The sequence below is a fragment of the Dechloromonas sp. ZY10 genome (assembly GCF_041378895.1).
In the GTDB taxonomy this organism is placed as follows: Bacteria; Pseudomonadota; Gammaproteobacteria; order Burkholderiales; family Rhodocyclaceae; genus Azonexus; species Azonexus aquae.
In genome coordinates this window covers 86,806-101,686 of record NZ_CP144212.1, presented here as the reverse complement: position 1 = coordinate 101,686, position 14,881 = coordinate 86,806, and the positions used below count along the sequence as shown (strand labels likewise).

Below are 14,881 nucleotides of genomic sequence, written 5' to 3'. Positions count from 1 at the left end.
CTGGCTTGTTCCCATGACTGCCCGCCTGCGCGAAATCCCCTACAACTACACTTCGTTTTCTGATCGCGAGATCGTCATCCGGCTGCTCGGCGCCGAAAATTGGGCGATCCTCGACGAGTTGCGCGGCGAGCGCGTCACCGGCCGTTCGGCGCGCATGCTTTACGAGGTGCTCGGCGACATCTGGGTGGTTCAGCGCAACCCCTACCTGGAAGACGACCTGCTCGATAACCGCGAGCGCCGCGAGGCGTTGGTTGATGCCTTGCGCCACCGCCTGCGCGAGGTTGAAAAGCGCCGCGCCGACAGCGAAGGCGAGGATCCGGTGCGTGCCGCCCGGGTCAAGCCACTGATTGCCGCTGCCCACGCTGCCGTCGACCGTTTTGCCGCCCGCTTCGGCGAAACCCTGGACCTGCGCCGCAAGGTACTCAAGGCCCTGGGCAAGCACACCCGCCGCGACAATATCGCCTTCGACGGCCTGGCCCGCGTCTCGCACGTCACCGATGCCACCGACTGGCGCGTCGAATACCCCTTCGTCGTTCTCTACCCGGACACCGAGGAGGAAATCGGCCACCTCGTGCGCGGCTGTATCGAAGCCGGCCTGACCATCATCCCGCGGGGCGGCGGCACCGGCTACACCGGCGGCGCCGTGCCGCTGACGCCTTATTCGGCGGTGATCAACACCGAAAAGCTGATCGACATCAGCCCGGTCGAGAACATCGTTCTCCCCGGCCACACGGAAGCTTACGCCACCATCCGCACCGGCGCCGGCGTCGTCACCGACCGGGTTTCCGAAGCCGCCTCGCTGGCCGGCCGCGTCTTTGCGGTCGACCCGACCTCGGCCTCGGCTTCGTGCATCGGCGGCAACATCGCGATGAACGCCGGCGGCAAGAAGGCCGTGTTGTGGGGCACCGCGCTCGACAACCTGGCCTGGTGGAAGATGGTCGACCCGGACGGCAACTGGCTGGAAGTCGAACGCCTCAACCACAACTACGGCAAGATCCACGAGCAGGAGAAGGTCGAATTCCGCTTGAAACGCTTCGACCCGTCGGGCAAGAAGCTGCTCAAGGAAGAAATTCTCTCCATGCCGGGTGCGGCCTGCCGCAAGGTCGGCCTGGGCAAGGACGTCACTGACAAGTTCCTCGGCGGCGTACCGGGCGTGCAGAAGGAAGGCACCGACGGCATCATCGTTGCCGCACGCTGGGTGCTGCACAAGATGCCGCCCGTGGCGCGGACTGTCTGTCTGGAGTTCTTCGGCCAGGTTCGCGAAGCAGTGCCGGCGATCGTCGAAATTACCGACTACTTCAAGCCGGGCGGTGCCGGGCATGCGGCCGGCGTCCAGCTGGCCGGCCTGGAGCACCTCGACGAACGTTATGTGAAGGCCGTCGGTTACGCGACCAAGGCCAAGCGCCACGGCCGTCCGAAGATGGTGCTGATCGGCGACATCGTCGGTCACGATGAAGATGCGGTCATGAAAGCCGCTTCGGAAGTGGTACGCATGTGCAACCTGCGCGCCGCCGAAGGCTTTATCGCGGTCGACGCCGAAACCCGCAAGAAATTCTGGCTCGACCGCTCGCGCACCGCCGCCATTTCGCGTCACACCAACGCCTTCAAGGTTAATGAAGACGTGGTGATTCCGCTGCCGCGCATGGGCGAATATTGCGACGGGATTGAGCGGATCAACATCGAGCTGTCGACGCAGAACAAGCTGGCGCTGTGCGATGCGCTGAGCGAATTCCTCTCCGGCGACCTGCCGCTGCACGCAGGCGACGCCAATGTGGACAAGCAGGTGCTGATCGGCGACCGCCGGCAAGCCGCTCTGGACTACGTTGCCGCAGTCCGTCGCCGCTGGTCCTGGTTGCTGGAAAATCTCGACCTGCCGCTGGCCGAGGCCGAAGCCCAATTCGCCGAATACGGCGTGGTCGCCGGCGAACTGAGCAACAAGGCCGCCCATCCCCGCCTCTTCCACCGCCTGCAGGATTTTTCCGTACGCACCTCGTGGAAGCAGGAACTCAAGGCCCGCTTGTCGAAGATTTTCGACGGCACGCTGTATCGCCCAATCCTCGAACGGGTCGAGGCGATCCACAAGGAAGTGCTGCGCGGCCGCGTCTTCGTCGCACTGCACATGCATGCCGGCGACGGCAACGTGCACACCAACATCCCGGTCAACTCCGACAATTACGAGATGCTGCAGACGGCGCACAAGGCCGTGGACCGCATCATGCATCTGGCCCGAGGCCTCGACGGGGTAATCTCCGGCGAGCACGGGATCGGCATCACCAAGCTCGAATTCCTGTCGGAAGAAGAACTCGGTCCCTTCCGCGCCTACAAGCAGAAAGTTGATCCGGAAGGCCACTTCAACAAGGGCAAGCTGATGCCCGGCGGCGACATGGGCAACGCCTATACGCCGTCGTTCAGCCTGCTCGGTACCGAGTCGCTGATCATGGAGCAGTCCGAGATCGGCACCATCTCGGAGATGGTCAAGAATTGCCTGCGTTGCGGCAAGTGCAAGCCGGTCTGCTCGACCCACGTACCGCGTGCCAACCTGCTCTACAGCCCGCGCAACAAGATTCTCGCCACCTCGCTGCTGGTCGAAGCCTTCCTCTATGAAGAACAGACCCGGCGCGGCATTTCGCTCAAGCACTTCGACGAATTCAACGACGTCGCCGACCATTGCACGGTCTGCCACCGCTGCGTCAAACCCTGCCCGGTCGATATCGACTTCGGCGACGTTTCGGTCGCGATGCGCAACTTCCTGCGCAAGCAGGACAAGAAGCGCTTCAGCCCCGGCACGGCTGCGGCGATGGCCTTCCTCACTGCCAAAGACCCGGCGACGATCAAGCTGATGCGCGCCGGGATGATGGAATTCGGCTTCAAGGCCCAGCGCCTCGCTCACAAGGCGGCCAAGGCCATCGGTCTGGTCCAGGAGTCGCGCAAGGCGCCGCCAGCCTCGCTTGGGGCGCCGACGGTCAAGACCCAGATCATCCACTTCATGAACCGGCCGATGCCGGGCAACCTGCCCAAGCGCACCTCGCGCGGCCTGCTCGACATCGAAGACGACAAGGTCATCCCGGTGATCCGCAATCCGAAGAAAACCACGGTCGACTCCGATGCGGTGTTCTATTTCCCCGGTTGCGGCTCCGAGCGCCTGTTCTCGCAAGTCGGTCTGGCCACCCAGGCCATGCTCTACGAAGTTGGCGCAACCACGGTGCTGCCGCCGGGCTACCTGTGCTGCGGCTATCCGCAAACCTCGTCCGGCGACGAGGACAAGGGGCAGCAGATCACCACCGACAACCGCGTGCTCTTCCACCGCGTTGCCAATACGCTCAACTACCTCGACATCAAGACGGTGATCGTCTCCTGCGGTACCTGCATGGATCAGCTGCAGAAGTACCAGTTCGAGAAGATCTTCCCCGGCTGCCGCCTGCTCGACATCCACGAGTACCTGATGGAGAAGGGTGTCAAGCTCGACGGCGTCAGCGGCACCCGCTACATGTACCACGACCCTTGCCACACGCCGATGAAGGCCTACAACCCGCTGGCGGTGACCAAGGCGCTGATGGGCCAGGAGGTGCCGCTCAACGACCGCTGCTGCGGTGACTCGGGCTCCTTCGCCTACTCGCGTCCGGATATCGCCACGCAGGTGAAATTCCGCAAGCAGCAGGAAATCGAGAAGGGTGCCGAGAAGCTGCGTGCCGACGGTTTCTCCGGCGAAGTCAAGATTCTGACCTCCTGCCCGGCCTGCTTGCAGGGGCTGAGCCGTTATGACGACGATGCCGGCACCCAGGCCGACTACATCGTGGTCGAAATGGCCAAGCATCTGCTCGGCGACAACTGGATGGCCGATTATGTCGGCAAGGCCAACCAGGGCGGCATCGAGCGCGTGCTGCTGTAATTTTCGCCATTGACTGGCGTCGACCGTGGACAGGCTGCCTTCAGCCTGTCCACGGCCTTTCTGGAGTATGCAATGAGCCCCTCCACCCCGAACCACCCCGAAAACTGCCCGCTCTGTCGTGAAGACGGCGGCACGCTGTTGTGGCGCAACAGCCAACTGCGGGTGATCCGCGTCAACGACCCCGACTACCCCGGCTTCTGCCGCGTGGTCTGGCAGGCGCATGTCCGCGAGATGAGCGATCTGGACCCGACGCAGCAACAACAACTGATGCAGACGGTGTTTGCCGTTGAGCGCGTGGTGCGCGAACTGTTTACGCCAGACAAGATCAACCTTGCCAGCTTCGGCAACATGGTGCCGCATGTGCACTGGCACGTGATTCCCCGCTGGCAGGATGACCGCCACTTCCCCGAGCCGGTGTGGGGCCAGCCGCAGCGTACGCCGAACGCGGTTCGCCCGCAGGTAAGCGATGATGCACTCGCAGCGGCGCTGACAACGGCGCTTGCCGCCGCCAACGGCCCCAACTGAACGCGCAAGCCGCCCGCCGTTCCGGACAAGCAAAAGCCCCGGCAGCCTGTTTGGCCACCGGGGCTTTTTTCAAAAACCGATTACAGCGGGCTTACTTGGCGGCAGCGCCCTGGGCATCATGCACGCATTTCTTCATGAAGCTGCTGCGGGCGGCGCCGGCCAACTTCTTCTCACCGGCTTTCTGATCGCAAGCGGCGAACTCCGGCGTGGCCTTGACGTCGGCCTGGCATTTTTTCAAGAAGCTGGTTTTGGCTGCGCCGGCCAATTTTTTCTCGGCGGCACGAGACTCGCAATCATCGACCGCCAGCGCAGAACCGGCAGCAAAGGCAAGCAGCAACAGGCATACGGATTTTTTCATCAAGGTCTCCCGGAAAAAGATCGCAAATGGATAGACACGCGGGCCGACTATCGGGCTTTCAGGCATCCTCGTCAAGCATCATCCGCTGCTGACGTTCCATGAAATCCTGCATGCTGTCGATCCCGCGCAATTGCAGGATGGTGTTACGCACTGCCGCCTCAAGCAGCACCGCCAGGTTACGGCCGGCCGCCACCGGAATCACCACCTTGCGGATCGGAATGCCCAGTACTTCCTGGGTTTGCGCATCCAGTGGCAAGCGCGGCGCATCACCCTGATTGGCGGTTTTCTGCAAATGGACAATCAGCTTCAGCTTCATCTTGCGGCGCGAAGCGGTCTCGCCGAAGATGGTGCGGATATTCAACAGGCCAAGGCCGCGCACTTCAAGAAAGTCGCGCAACATGCCGGGACAGCGGCCCTCAATGGTAGTCGGCGCAATCCGCCCCATTTCGACCACATCGTCGGCAACTAGGCCGTGGCCGCGGGAAATCAATTCAAGCGCCAACTCGGATTTGCCGACCCCGGAATCGCCGGTAATCAGGACGCCCATGCCGAACACGTCCATGAACACGCCGTGCAGACTGACCGTATCGGCCAGCCGGGCCGACAGGTAGATGCGCAGCAGGTCAATCACCCCGGAGCAATGCTTGGGGGTCAACAGCAGCGGGGTGTTGGTCCGGGTACAACCCTCGGTCAGCATCTCCGGCGGACTCAGGCCATCGGCAACAATCACCGCCGGCGGCTGCGCTGCCAGCAGATCGTTGAGCATCTGCCCGAACCGGCGCTCGCCAATCCGGTAAGCCCAGTCATATTCGGCTTTCCCCATCACCTGCAGGCGTTCGGGGTGAATGATGTTGATGTGCCCGACCACATCGGCGCCGTAGTTATTCGATTCCTTGATCTCGATCCGGCGATCGTTGTCCTCACCCAGCAACCAGGAGAGCATCAGCTTCTCACGGTTATCCTTGTACAACTGAACCAGGCTGATGTGGCGCACGCAGGCCTCAGGCGGTGAAAAGCTGCAGCACGGCAGCGGCGTCTTCGGCGCTGTTCAGTGAATCGCGGAAGCTGCGTTCGGCAAAACGCTGCGCCAGTTCGGAAAGAATCTGCAGATGCGCCTCGGTGGCCTGTTCGGGCACCAGAAGGACAAACAGGAGATTGACCGGACGACCGTCGGGCGAATCAAACGGCACCGGCGTGCCAAGACGAAAAAAGGCTCCAGCCGCCTGCTTGAGGCCCTTGATCCGGCCGTGCGGGATGGCAATGCCCTGGCCGATGCCAGTGGAGCCCAGCTTTTCACGGGCAAACAGGCTGTCGAAAATCTGGGCCCGGGCAATGCCCAGTTGCGCTTCGAAAAGCTGGCCCGCCTGCTCGAAGACCCGCTTTTTGCTGGTGGCCTCAAGGTCGAGGACAACGCGGTCGGCAGACAGGATAGTGTTCAGGGGATTCATAGGAAAAGATAAAGCAAAGGCCGTACTCCCCAAGGAAGCACGGCCGGGCAGTGCTTATTCGGCAGCTTGCAGGGTGGGCTTTTCGCCGCGATGGTGATCCTGCAGCTTCTGCTTGTGCTTCTGGACCTGACGATCCAGCTTGTCAAACAGGGCGTCGATGGCGGCGTACAGGTCGTCGCCGGCTTCTTCGACATGCAGATCCTTACCCGGAACATGCATGGTCACTTCGGCCTTCTGCTTGAGCTTTTCGACGGACAGGACGACGTTCACGCCCGTCACCTTGTCAAAGTGACGAACCACGGGGTCCAGCTTGTTCTCGACGTATTCGCGCAGAGCCGGCGTAACTTCGATGTGGTGACCACTGATCTGCAGATTCATGTTTTCTCCTCTCTCTACAGGGTCTTGCGTAAATTGACCGGCGGGATGTTGAGCGACTCACGGTACTTCGCTACCGTCCGTCGGGCTACAACGATTCCCTGCTGGCCTAGTATTTCGGATATTTGACTATCCGACAAGGGCTTTTTGCCATCCTCGGCCCCAATCAATTGCTTGATCAGTGCCCGGATGGCAGTTGCAGAGCAAGCGCCACCGGTATCGGTGGACACATGACTGCCGAAGAAATATTTGAGTTCGAAGATGCCGCGCGGGGTGGCCATGAACTTCTGGCTGGTGACGCGTGACACGGTCGACTCGTGCAAATCGAGAATATCGGCGATTTCGCGCAGAACCAGCGGGCGCATTGCGACCTCGCCGTGTTCAAAGAACTGCTTCTGGCGCTCGACGATCGCCTGCGACACCCGCAGGATGGTGTCGAAACGCTGCTGCACGTTCTTGATCAGCCAGCGGGCTTCCTGCAACTGGCCCGTCAGGTTGCCATTGCCACGCCGCTGCTGGGCCAGGATTTCGGCATAGAGACGATTGACGCGCAAGCGCGGATAGGCATCGGGGTTGATGTAAGCCGTCCACTTGCCCTTGAGCTTTTTGACGATCACGTCGGGCGTAATGTAGCGCGCATCGTGCGCTGCAAAATGCGCACCGGGTCGTGGATTCAGGCTGACGATCAGCGCGTGCGCAGCCTTCAGGGCGGCATCGTCGGAGGAAGTCAGGCGCTTGAGCTTGGCAAAATCACGGGCGGCCAGCAGTTCCAGATGCTGCTCGACGATCCGCAGTGCCAACTCGCCCTCCCGGCTGACGGGCAAAGCCCGCAACTGCAAAGCCAGGCACTCCTGCGGCGAACGGGCGCCAATCCCGGTCGGGTCAAAATTCTGGATGTGCTTGAGCGCGATTTCGAGTTCTTCGAGCTCGATTTCGTATTCCGGCGGCAGGGTTTCCCACAATTCGACCAGCGGCGTTGATAGATAGCCGTCGTCGTCGAGGGCCTCGATCAGGAAACGGACCAGCGAGCGGTCGCGCTCCGACAACTGGGTCATCCCCAACTGCCAGCCGAGATGATCGCGCAGGCTGGTCGTTGCCGCGTGGATATCCTGGGCGTCGCTGTCGTCGTCCTCGTCACGCCCGGCACCGCTATAGGTACCGGCATCGCTGGCCCAGCGGTCATCGTCGACATCGGCCGGAGTGATCGGGGGCTCGCTATCGCGATCATCGCCCTGCGCAGCCGGTTCGGAAGCAGTCTCAGACTGGCTCGCCTCCTGCTGGTAGGGGCTGTCGAAGGACTGGGCCGAGGCAAAGGACTCCGGCACGTCATCGTCGCGCTCGAGCAGCGGGTTCTCAAGCAGGTAACGCTCAATCTCCTGTTGCATCTCGATGGTCGACAGCTGCAGCAGTTTGATCGACTGTTGCAGTTGCGGCGTCAGCGCCAGATGCTGGGAGAGTTTGAGCTGGAGGGCGGGCTTCATTGTTGCTGCGGGTTTCCGGGCCTGGGTGCGTCAGAGGCGGAAATGCTCGCCGAGATAAACTTTGCGCACGCTTTCATTATCGACGATTTCGTCCGGGCGTCCAGAGGCGAGCACGTGCCCGGCATTGATGATGTAGGCGTGATCGCAGATCCCCAAGGTTTCGCGCACATTATGATCGGTGATCAGCACGCCGATCCCGCGCTCTTTGAGGAAACGGATGATTTTCTGAATCTCCAGCACGGCAATCGGGTCGACACCGGCAAAAGGCTCATCGAGCAGGATGAAGCGCGGATTGGTCGCCAGCGCCCGGGCAATTTCGACTCGCCGCCGCTCGCCACCCGACAGGGCGGCGGCATTGACATGGCGAACATGGCCAATGTGCAGTTCGCCGAGCAGGTTTTCGAGCCGGGCATTGACCTCGCTCTCGGGCAGGTCGAGCAGTTCGAGAATCGCCCGGATGTTGTCCTCGACGTTGAGCTTGCGGAAGACCGAAGCCTCCTGCGGCAGGTAGGACAAACCCTGCTGCGCGCGCCGATGCATCGGCAGATGGGTCAGGCGTTCGTCGTCGATATAGACCTCGCCGCCATCCGAGGCGACAAGGCCAACGATCATGTAGAAACAGGTAGTCTTGCCGGCACCGTTGGGCCCCAGCAGACCGACCACCTCGCCGGCGCCGACATTGAACGACACATCCTCGACCACGGTGCGGGCCTTGTAGCGTTTCTTCAGGTTGTGTGCCGACAGGCGGGCGAGGGTGCTGCTCATGATTCATCATCTCCGCGCAGGACGCAGCGGATCGCCGCTGACGAAAAGCCACGATAGTGCAGAAAGCGCTGTTGCCTGGCCCGTTCTGCGGGGCTATCCGGCAGGTGGGTGAACTTGCGTTGCCAGACCTGGCGACAACGCGCGCCTTCGTCGCCGGCCTCGGGCAGGGCAGCGGCAATTTCATCATCGCCGATGCCTTGCTGGCGCAACTCCTGGCGCAACCTGGCGTTGCCATAGCGCGCGCCACGGGCAGCTACCCGCTCCGCCGCATAGCGCTGGTCGGAGAGCAGTCGTTCGGCTTGCAGCGAGTCGAGCACGGCGTTCAGTTCTTCTTCCGATTCGGCGTGCGCAGCGAGTTTCGCTTTCAGTGCTGCCCGGCTGTATTCGCGCCGGGTCAGCAACTGCAGGGCGCGCACACGCAGATCAGGCATCGGCCGGTGCCGACTTGCTCGGTTTGATCACGGTGACGCTGGCCGCTTCGCGAATCTGCGCCTCGACTTCCTGAGCGATTTCCGGATGGGCGCGCAGGAATTCGCGGGCGTTGTCCTTGCCCTGGCCAATCTTTTCACCCTTGTACGAATACCAGGCACCGGACTTGTCGATCAGCTTGTGGGCGACACCCATTTCGATGATTTCACCCTCGCGGGAAATCCCCTCGCCGTAGAGGATGTCGAAAATGGCTTCGCGGAACGGTGGCGACACCTTGTTCTTGACGATCTTGACCTTGGTTTCGTTGCCAATCACTTCGTCGCCCTTCTTGATCCCGCCGATGCGGCGGATGTCCATCCGTACCGAGGCATAGAACTTGAGTGCGTTGCCGCCGGTGGTGGTTTCCGGCGAACCGAACATGACCCCGATCTTCATCCGGATCTGGTTGATGAAGATGACCAAGGTGTTGGTCTTCTTGATGTTGGCGGTCAGTTTGCGCAGTGCCTGCGACATCAGGCGGGCGTGCAGGCCGACCATCTGGTCGCCCATCTCGCCTTCGATTTCGGCGCGCGGCGTAAGCGCAGCAACCGAGTCAACGATGATGATATCTACCGAACCCGAACGCACCAGCATGTCGGCAATTTCCAGCGCCTGTTCGCCAGTATCAGGCTGCGAAATCAGCAGGTCACCAACATTAACACCGAGCTTTTGCGCATACTGCGGATCCAGCGCGTGTTCGGCGTCGATGAACGCCGCCACGCCACCCAGCTTCTGCATTTCGGCAACCACTTGCAGACACAGCGTGGTTTTGCCCGAGGATTCCGGGCCGTAAATCTCGACCACCCGGCCACGCGGCAAACCACCGACGCCAAGCGCAATATCAAGGCCGAGCGAACCGGTCGACACGACCTGGATACCCTCGTCGATTTCGGCATCGCCCATCTTCATGATGGAGCCCTTGCCAAACTGCTTCTCGATTTGCTGCAGCGCCGCGGCGAGCGCTTTTGCCTTGTTGTCGTCCATGGGAACACCTCGGAAATTTGTCGGAATTATGGCACAGGGGCCGAAGATGGAACAGAAATTGCAGACGGTCGCCGGCTGCCAAGGTACGCCGCCAATCAATTACTGTTGATATTTACAGTATATGCACTGACGAGCTTTTGGCAAGCTGTTTGCTTGCCAGGTTGGCAATCCCGCTGCAGATTCACGGTCGACGCCTGAATTCGCGGGATTTCCCGCGCCTTGGCCTCGTTGACGCCGGTCTGCGCTAGCGGCTGTGGCAGAATCGCGCCCCATGGCTCATATTGCCCCCCCCTATCTGCCGCCCCCGGATACAGGCACTGCTCCGCTCTTTTGCGATCCTGCCGTGCTGGTCGTCGACAAACCTGCCGGCCTGCTCTCGGTGCCCGGGCGCGGCGAGGAACGTCAGGATTGTCTGGTCACCCGCCTGCACCGGCAAGGTTACTCCGATGCACTGACCGCACACCGCCTGGACATGGGCACCTCCGGACTGCTGATACTGGCCCGGGGCGAAGCCGCCCACAGCGAACTGTCGCGGCAGTTTCGCGAACGTCTGGTGGATAAGCGCTACATCGCCGTGGTTGCTGGCCTGCTCGCCGACGATTGCGGCAGTATCGACCTGCCGCTGATCTGCGACTGGCCGAACCGCCCCCGGCAAATGGTTGATTTCACGCTCGGCAAGCCGTCGCTGACACATTTCAGGGTGCTTGCCCGCGACCCGGCCAGCGACAGCACCCGGGTCGAACTGGAGCCGATCACCGGTCGCTCGCACCAGTTGCGGGTGCACCTGGCGGCGCTTGGCCACCCGATTCTCGGCGATGAGCTCTATGCCGGCCCGGCGGCCGAACGCGCCCCCCGACTGCTGTTGCACGCCAGCAAAATCAGCTTTTTTCACCCGTCGACCGCAGAAAAACTCGAATTTTCCTGCGCGCCGCCGTTCTGACCCGGGAGAGCCCGTGCGGAACCCGGCAAACCCCGTATAATCCCCGCGTTTTCAACCCCTTGCCGGCGTTTTCCGCACTGCCATGCTGATCTGGTTCGTCGCCCTTTACCTGCTCGTCTCCATCGGCATCGGCCTCTTTGCCGCAACGCGCGTACATAGCACCAAGGATTTCGCGGTGGCCGGTCGCCACCTGCCGCTGCCGGTCGTCACTGCCACGGTCTTCGCCACCTGGTTCGGCGCCGAAGCAGTGTTCGGCGTATCGGCGACCTTCGTCAAGGAAGGCCTGCGCGGAGTGGTCGCCGACCCCTTCGGCTCCTCGCTGTGCCTGGTTCTCGGCGGCATCTTCTTCGCCACCAAGCTGTACAAGATGAACGTGCTGACGCTGGGCGACTTCTTCCGCCTGCGCTACAACCGCACCGTCGAAGTGCTGACCACGCTCTGCATCGTGGTTTCCTACCTCGGCTGGGTTGCCGCCCAGATCAAGGCCCTTGGCCTGGTCTTCAGCGTCGTCACCGATGGCGCGGTCAGCCCGACCGCCGGCATGCTCCTCGGCGCCGCCATCGTCCTCACCTACACCACCTTCGGCGGCATGCTCTCGGTCGCGATCCTCGATTTCGTGCAGATGGGGATCATCATGGGCGGCATGCTGTTCATCGCCTGGTTCATCTCCGGCCAGACCGGTGGCGCCATGGCGGTGATCGAGCATGCCGACGCCGCCGGCAAGCTCGATTTCTTTCCGCCGCCCGACCCGCTGCAATGGGTCGCCTTCCTCGGTGCTTGGCTGACCATGATGCTCGGTTCGATTCCGCAGCAGGACGTTTTCCAGCGCGTAACCTCGGCACGCACCGCAAAAATCGCGATCTGGGGCTCGGTGCTCGGCGGCGTCACCTACTTCTGCTTCGCCTTTGTGCCGATGTTCATCGCCTACTCGGCCACCCTGATCGACCCCGAGCAGTTCAACGGCCTGCTGCAGACTGACTCGCAGCTGATCCTGCCGCTGCTGGTGCTGCAACAGACGCCGGTATTCGCCCAGGCCATCTTCTTCGGCGCGGTGCTGTCAGCGGTGATGAGTTGTTCGTCAGCAACACTGCTGGCGCCTTCGGTCGCTTTCTCGGAAAACATCGTGCGTGGCTTCGTGCCGCACCTCAGCGACCATCGCTTCCTCTGGGTGATGCGCGGCTCGATCGTCGGTTTCGCCTTGCTGGTACTGGCGTTTGCGCTGTACTCCAACGCCAGCATTTTCAAGATGGTCGAAAATGCCTACAAAATCACCCTGGCCGGTGCCTTCGTTCCGCTGGTAATCGGTGCCTACTGGGCGCGCGCAACCACTCAGGGCGCGCTGGCGGCGATCATCGGCGGCCTTTGTTCATGGTTGCTGGTTGAAGTCCTGATTGGTGAAGAAAGCCTGGTTCCGCCGCAATTGATCGGGCTCGGCGTTTCCTTCATCGGGATGTTTGCCGGGTCGCTGCTGCCGCAATGGGTCGGACGGCCGACACCGGTCGAGAACATCCACGATGCGCTGCACCATCGCGCCGCCGCCGAAACCCACCATGTGCCGCCGCACCCGTAAGGCCAGATGAATTCCCGCGGCCCGCTGCGCCTCGCCCGCTACTCGGCGCTAGTCTGGTGCGCACTGATCGTTTATGCCAGCCTCCACCCGTTCGCCGGCTGGCGCAGCACCGGGATTTCGCCGCTGGCCTTCCTCGAAGGCGGCTGGCCGCGCTACTGGACCGCTTTCGACCTGGCGGCCAACGTCGCGGTTTACCTGCCCCTCGGCTTCTTCCTGACCCTCGGACTATCCACGCTACGCTGGCGCTACACCGCACCATTACTGGCGACATTGTTCGGGATACTGCTCAGCGGTAGTCTCGAAGCTGTCCAAACCTGGTTGCCTTCGCGCGTCCCGTCCAGCCTCGACCTCGCCTGCAACAGCCTGGGCGGCCTGCTCGGCGCCTTGCTCGCAGTCTATCTCGGACCGCGCGTACTGGCCCGCCTGCTCGCCTTCGAGCAAAAGCTGCTGGCCCCGGTTGCCCACGCCGAACTCGGTCTGACCCTGCTCGGCCTGTGGCTGCTGCTGCCGCTCTCGCCGGAGATTTTGCTCTTTGGCGCCGGCGACTTGCGCCAGATGCTGGGACTGAGCACCGCCATGCCCTTTGCTGCCGAAAGCTTCGTCCTGATCGAAGCCAGCATCGTTGCCTTCAACGCCGTCGCGGTTGGCCTGCTGGTGCGCCAGTTGTGTGCCCGGCTGGCTGCCGCCTATTTGGTCGTACCACTGTTTCTGTTGCTCGGCCTGCTGATCCGCAGCCTCGCGGCAGCCATCCTGATCAGCCCAGCCGAAGCCTTGAGCTGGCTGACGCCGGGCGTCCGCCTTGGCCTTCCGGTTGCCGGTCTGGTCCTGGCCATTGCCCTGGCACTGCCGGCCGCTGCCCGCCTGATGCTCGCGGGGCTAGCACTGATGGCCGGTTGCGTGCTGGTCAATCTGGCCCCACCCAATCCCTATTCGCAGGCCGCATTGGCCGTCTGGCAACAGGGCCATTTTCTCAACTTCAATGGTCTGACCCGTATCGTTGCCAGCCTCTGGCCTTTCCTGACGCTCCCCTTTTTGCTGCTGACCGGTCGTCGACCGTAAGCAATGACGCCCGGCGGCGCGGCGTATAATCCCGCCGTTCAACGTCTGCCAGGAAACCCCATGAGCTACTTCCGCAAACACGTTTTCATCTGCACCAACCAACGCGAAGCCGGCGAGCAGTGCTGCCATAACACCGGTGGTTCGGCCGCTTTTGCCTACGCCAAAGACCGCATCGGGGCGCTCAAGCAGAACGGCCCCGGCGCCGTACGCATCAACAAGGCGGGCTGCCTCGGCCGCTGCGACAACGGCCCGGTGCTGGTGGTGTACCCGGAAGAGACCTGGTATTCCTTCGTCGATAACGAAGACCTCGACGAAATCATCCAGGAAGACCTGCTCAACAACCGCGTCGTCGAACGCCTGAAGATCTGAGCCCCACGATGAAAGCCCCGGAAGAAAAATTCCTGATCGCCGGCCCCGCCGGCCAGATCGACGTGATCATGGAGCGCCCCGACGCGCCGCGCGGCATCGCGCTGATCGCGCACCCGCACCCGCTGGGTGGTGGCGCCAACACCAACAAGGTTGCCTATACCCTGGCGCGCACCTTCGTCGGCCTCGGTTACGCCGCCTTCCGCCCCAACTTCCGTGGCGTCGGCGAGACCGAAGGCGTGCATGACGAAGGCCGTGGCGAAACCGATGACCTGCTGATCGTCCTCGAAGAAGCCAAGCGCCGCTGTGGCGACATCCCGGTGGTGCTCGCCGGTTTCTCGTTCGGCGCCTATTGCCAGACCCGCGTCGCCAAGCGCCTGCAGGAAGCCGGCCACCCGGCGCAACGGCTGGTGCTGGTCGGCACTGCCGCCGGCTACGTCGAGAGCACCCGCCACTACGACACCGAGGCCGTGCCGCACGACACCATCGTGATCCACGGCTCCGACGACACCCTGGTGCCACTGAGCAACGTCTTTGCCTGGGCGCAGCCGCTCGATCTGCCGGTGGTGGTTGTCCCCGGCGCCGACCATTTCTTCCATCGCCGCCTGCACCAGATCCGCGACATCATCAGCCGCGCCTGGCGCCATTGAGCG

General features: G+C 62.5%; 15 protein-coding genes. 7 read left to right on the top strand and 8 right to left on the bottom strand.

Annotated elements, in window-relative coordinates; translation table 11 throughout:
• Window positions 1-13: 13 nt before the first annotated feature.
• Together VX159_RS00530 and VX159_RS00525 are read left to right on the top strand one after the other, a co-directional pair.
• Window positions 14-3,889 carry a DUF3683 domain-containing protein gene (locus VX159_RS00530; RefSeq protein WP_371324048.1) on the top strand — a complete coding sequence of 1,292 codons (3,876 nt, stop codon included), beginning with the start codon at window positions 14-16 and terminating at the stop codon, window positions 3,887-3,889.
• 72 nt (window positions 3,890-3,961) lie between these two features.
• Complete coding sequence (locus tag VX159_RS00525; protein WP_371324047.1) at window positions 3,962-4,414, top strand: HIT family protein; 453 nt, start codon at window positions 3,962-3,964, stop codon at window positions 4,412-4,414.
• A 91-nt stretch (window positions 4,415-4,505) separates the two neighbouring features.
• Here VX159_RS00525 and VX159_RS00520 read toward each other — a convergent pair whose 3' ends face one another.
• Genes VX159_RS00520 through recA form a run of 8 tightly spaced genes read right to left on the bottom strand, consistent with a single transcriptional unit; the run spans window position 4,506 to window position 10,293 of the window.
• Window positions 4,506-4,772 carry a PsiF family protein gene (locus VX159_RS00520; protein WP_371324046.1) on the bottom strand — a complete coding sequence of 89 codons (267 nt, stop codon included), beginning with the start codon at window positions 4,770-4,772 and terminating at the stop codon, window positions 4,506-4,508.
• A gap of 58 nt (window positions 4,773-4,830) precedes the next feature.
• The gene (hprK, locus tag VX159_RS00515) at window positions 4,831-5,766 is read right to left on the bottom strand and encodes an HPr(Ser) kinase/phosphatase (RefSeq protein WP_371324045.1); all 936 of its coding nucleotides are present in this window, start codon (window positions 5,764-5,766) and stop codon (window positions 4,831-4,833) included.
• 7 nt (window positions 5,767-5,773) lie between these two features.
• Window positions 5,774-6,220: a PTS IIA-like nitrogen regulatory protein PtsN gene (gene ptsN, locus VX159_RS00510; RefSeq protein WP_371324044.1), complete on the bottom strand. Its 447-nt coding sequence runs from the start codon at window positions 6,218-6,220 to the stop codon at window positions 5,774-5,776.
• A 54-nt stretch (window positions 6,221-6,274) separates the two neighbouring features.
• Window positions 6,275-6,598, bottom strand: a complete 324-nt coding sequence (gene hpf, locus VX159_RS00505) for a ribosome hibernation-promoting factor, HPF/YfiA family (protein ID WP_371324043.1) — start codon at window positions 6,596-6,598, stop codon at window positions 6,275-6,277.
• Window positions 6,599-6,612: 14 nt separating this feature from the next.
• On the bottom strand, window positions 6,613-8,076 hold the full coding sequence (locus tag VX159_RS00500) for an RNA polymerase factor sigma-54 (protein WP_371324042.1): 1,464 nt from the start codon (window positions 8,074-8,076) through the stop codon (window positions 6,613-6,615).
• 30 nt (window positions 8,077-8,106) lie between these two features.
• Window positions 8,107-8,841, bottom strand: coding sequence for an LPS export ABC transporter ATP-binding protein (gene lptB / locus VX159_RS00495; protein WP_371324041.1), 735 nt, complete (start codon window positions 8,839-8,841; stop codon window positions 8,107-8,109).
• Entirely contained in the window at window positions 8,838-9,272 is a 435-nt protein-coding gene (gene recX / locus VX159_RS00490; RefSeq protein ID WP_371324040.1) for a recombination regulator RecX, read from the bottom strand. The genes lptB and recX overlap by 4 nt, the downstream gene beginning before the upstream one ends.
• Window positions 9,265-10,293 carry a recombinase RecA gene (gene recA / locus VX159_RS00485; protein WP_371324039.1) on the bottom strand — a complete coding sequence of 343 codons (1,029 nt, stop codon included), beginning with the start codon at window positions 10,291-10,293 and terminating at the stop codon, window positions 9,265-9,267. The genes recX and recA overlap by 8 nt, the downstream gene beginning before the upstream one ends.
• A gap of 271 nt (window positions 10,294-10,564) precedes the next feature.
• On the opposite strand from recA, the gene VX159_RS00480 reads away from it, so the two are divergent.
• The 5 genes from VX159_RS00480 to VX159_RS00460 all read left to right on the top strand — a co-directional run bounded on the left by VX159_RS00480 (window position 10,565) and on the right by VX159_RS00460 (window position 14,878).
• Window positions 10,565-11,233 carry an RluA family pseudouridine synthase gene (locus VX159_RS00480; RefSeq protein WP_371324038.1) on the top strand — a complete coding sequence of 223 codons (669 nt, stop codon included), beginning with the start codon at window positions 10,565-10,567 and terminating at the stop codon, window positions 11,231-11,233.
• 82 nt (window positions 11,234-11,315) lie between these two features.
• The gene (locus VX159_RS00475; protein WP_371324037.1) at window positions 11,316-12,803 is read left to right on the top strand and encodes a sodium:solute symporter family protein; all 1,488 of its coding nucleotides are present in this window, start codon (window positions 11,316-11,318) and stop codon (window positions 12,801-12,803) included.
• 6 nt (window positions 12,804-12,809) lie between these two features.
• A complete protein-coding gene (locus VX159_RS00470; RefSeq protein WP_371324036.1) occupies window positions 12,810-13,862 on the top strand; it encodes a VanZ family protein in 1,053 nt (350 codons plus the stop codon).
• 60 nt (window positions 13,863-13,922) lie between these two features.
• A complete protein-coding gene (locus VX159_RS00465) occupies window positions 13,923-14,231 on the top strand; it encodes a ferredoxin (protein ID WP_371324035.1) in 309 nt (102 codons plus the stop codon).
• Window positions 14,232-14,239: 8 nt separating this feature from the next.
• Window positions 14,240-14,878 (top strand): alpha/beta hydrolase, encoded by a 639-nt coding sequence (locus VX159_RS00460; protein ID WP_371324034.1) that lies wholly within the window; start codon window positions 14,240-14,242, stop codon window positions 14,876-14,878.
• The last annotated feature ends 3 nt before the right edge of the window (window positions 14,879-14,881 follow it).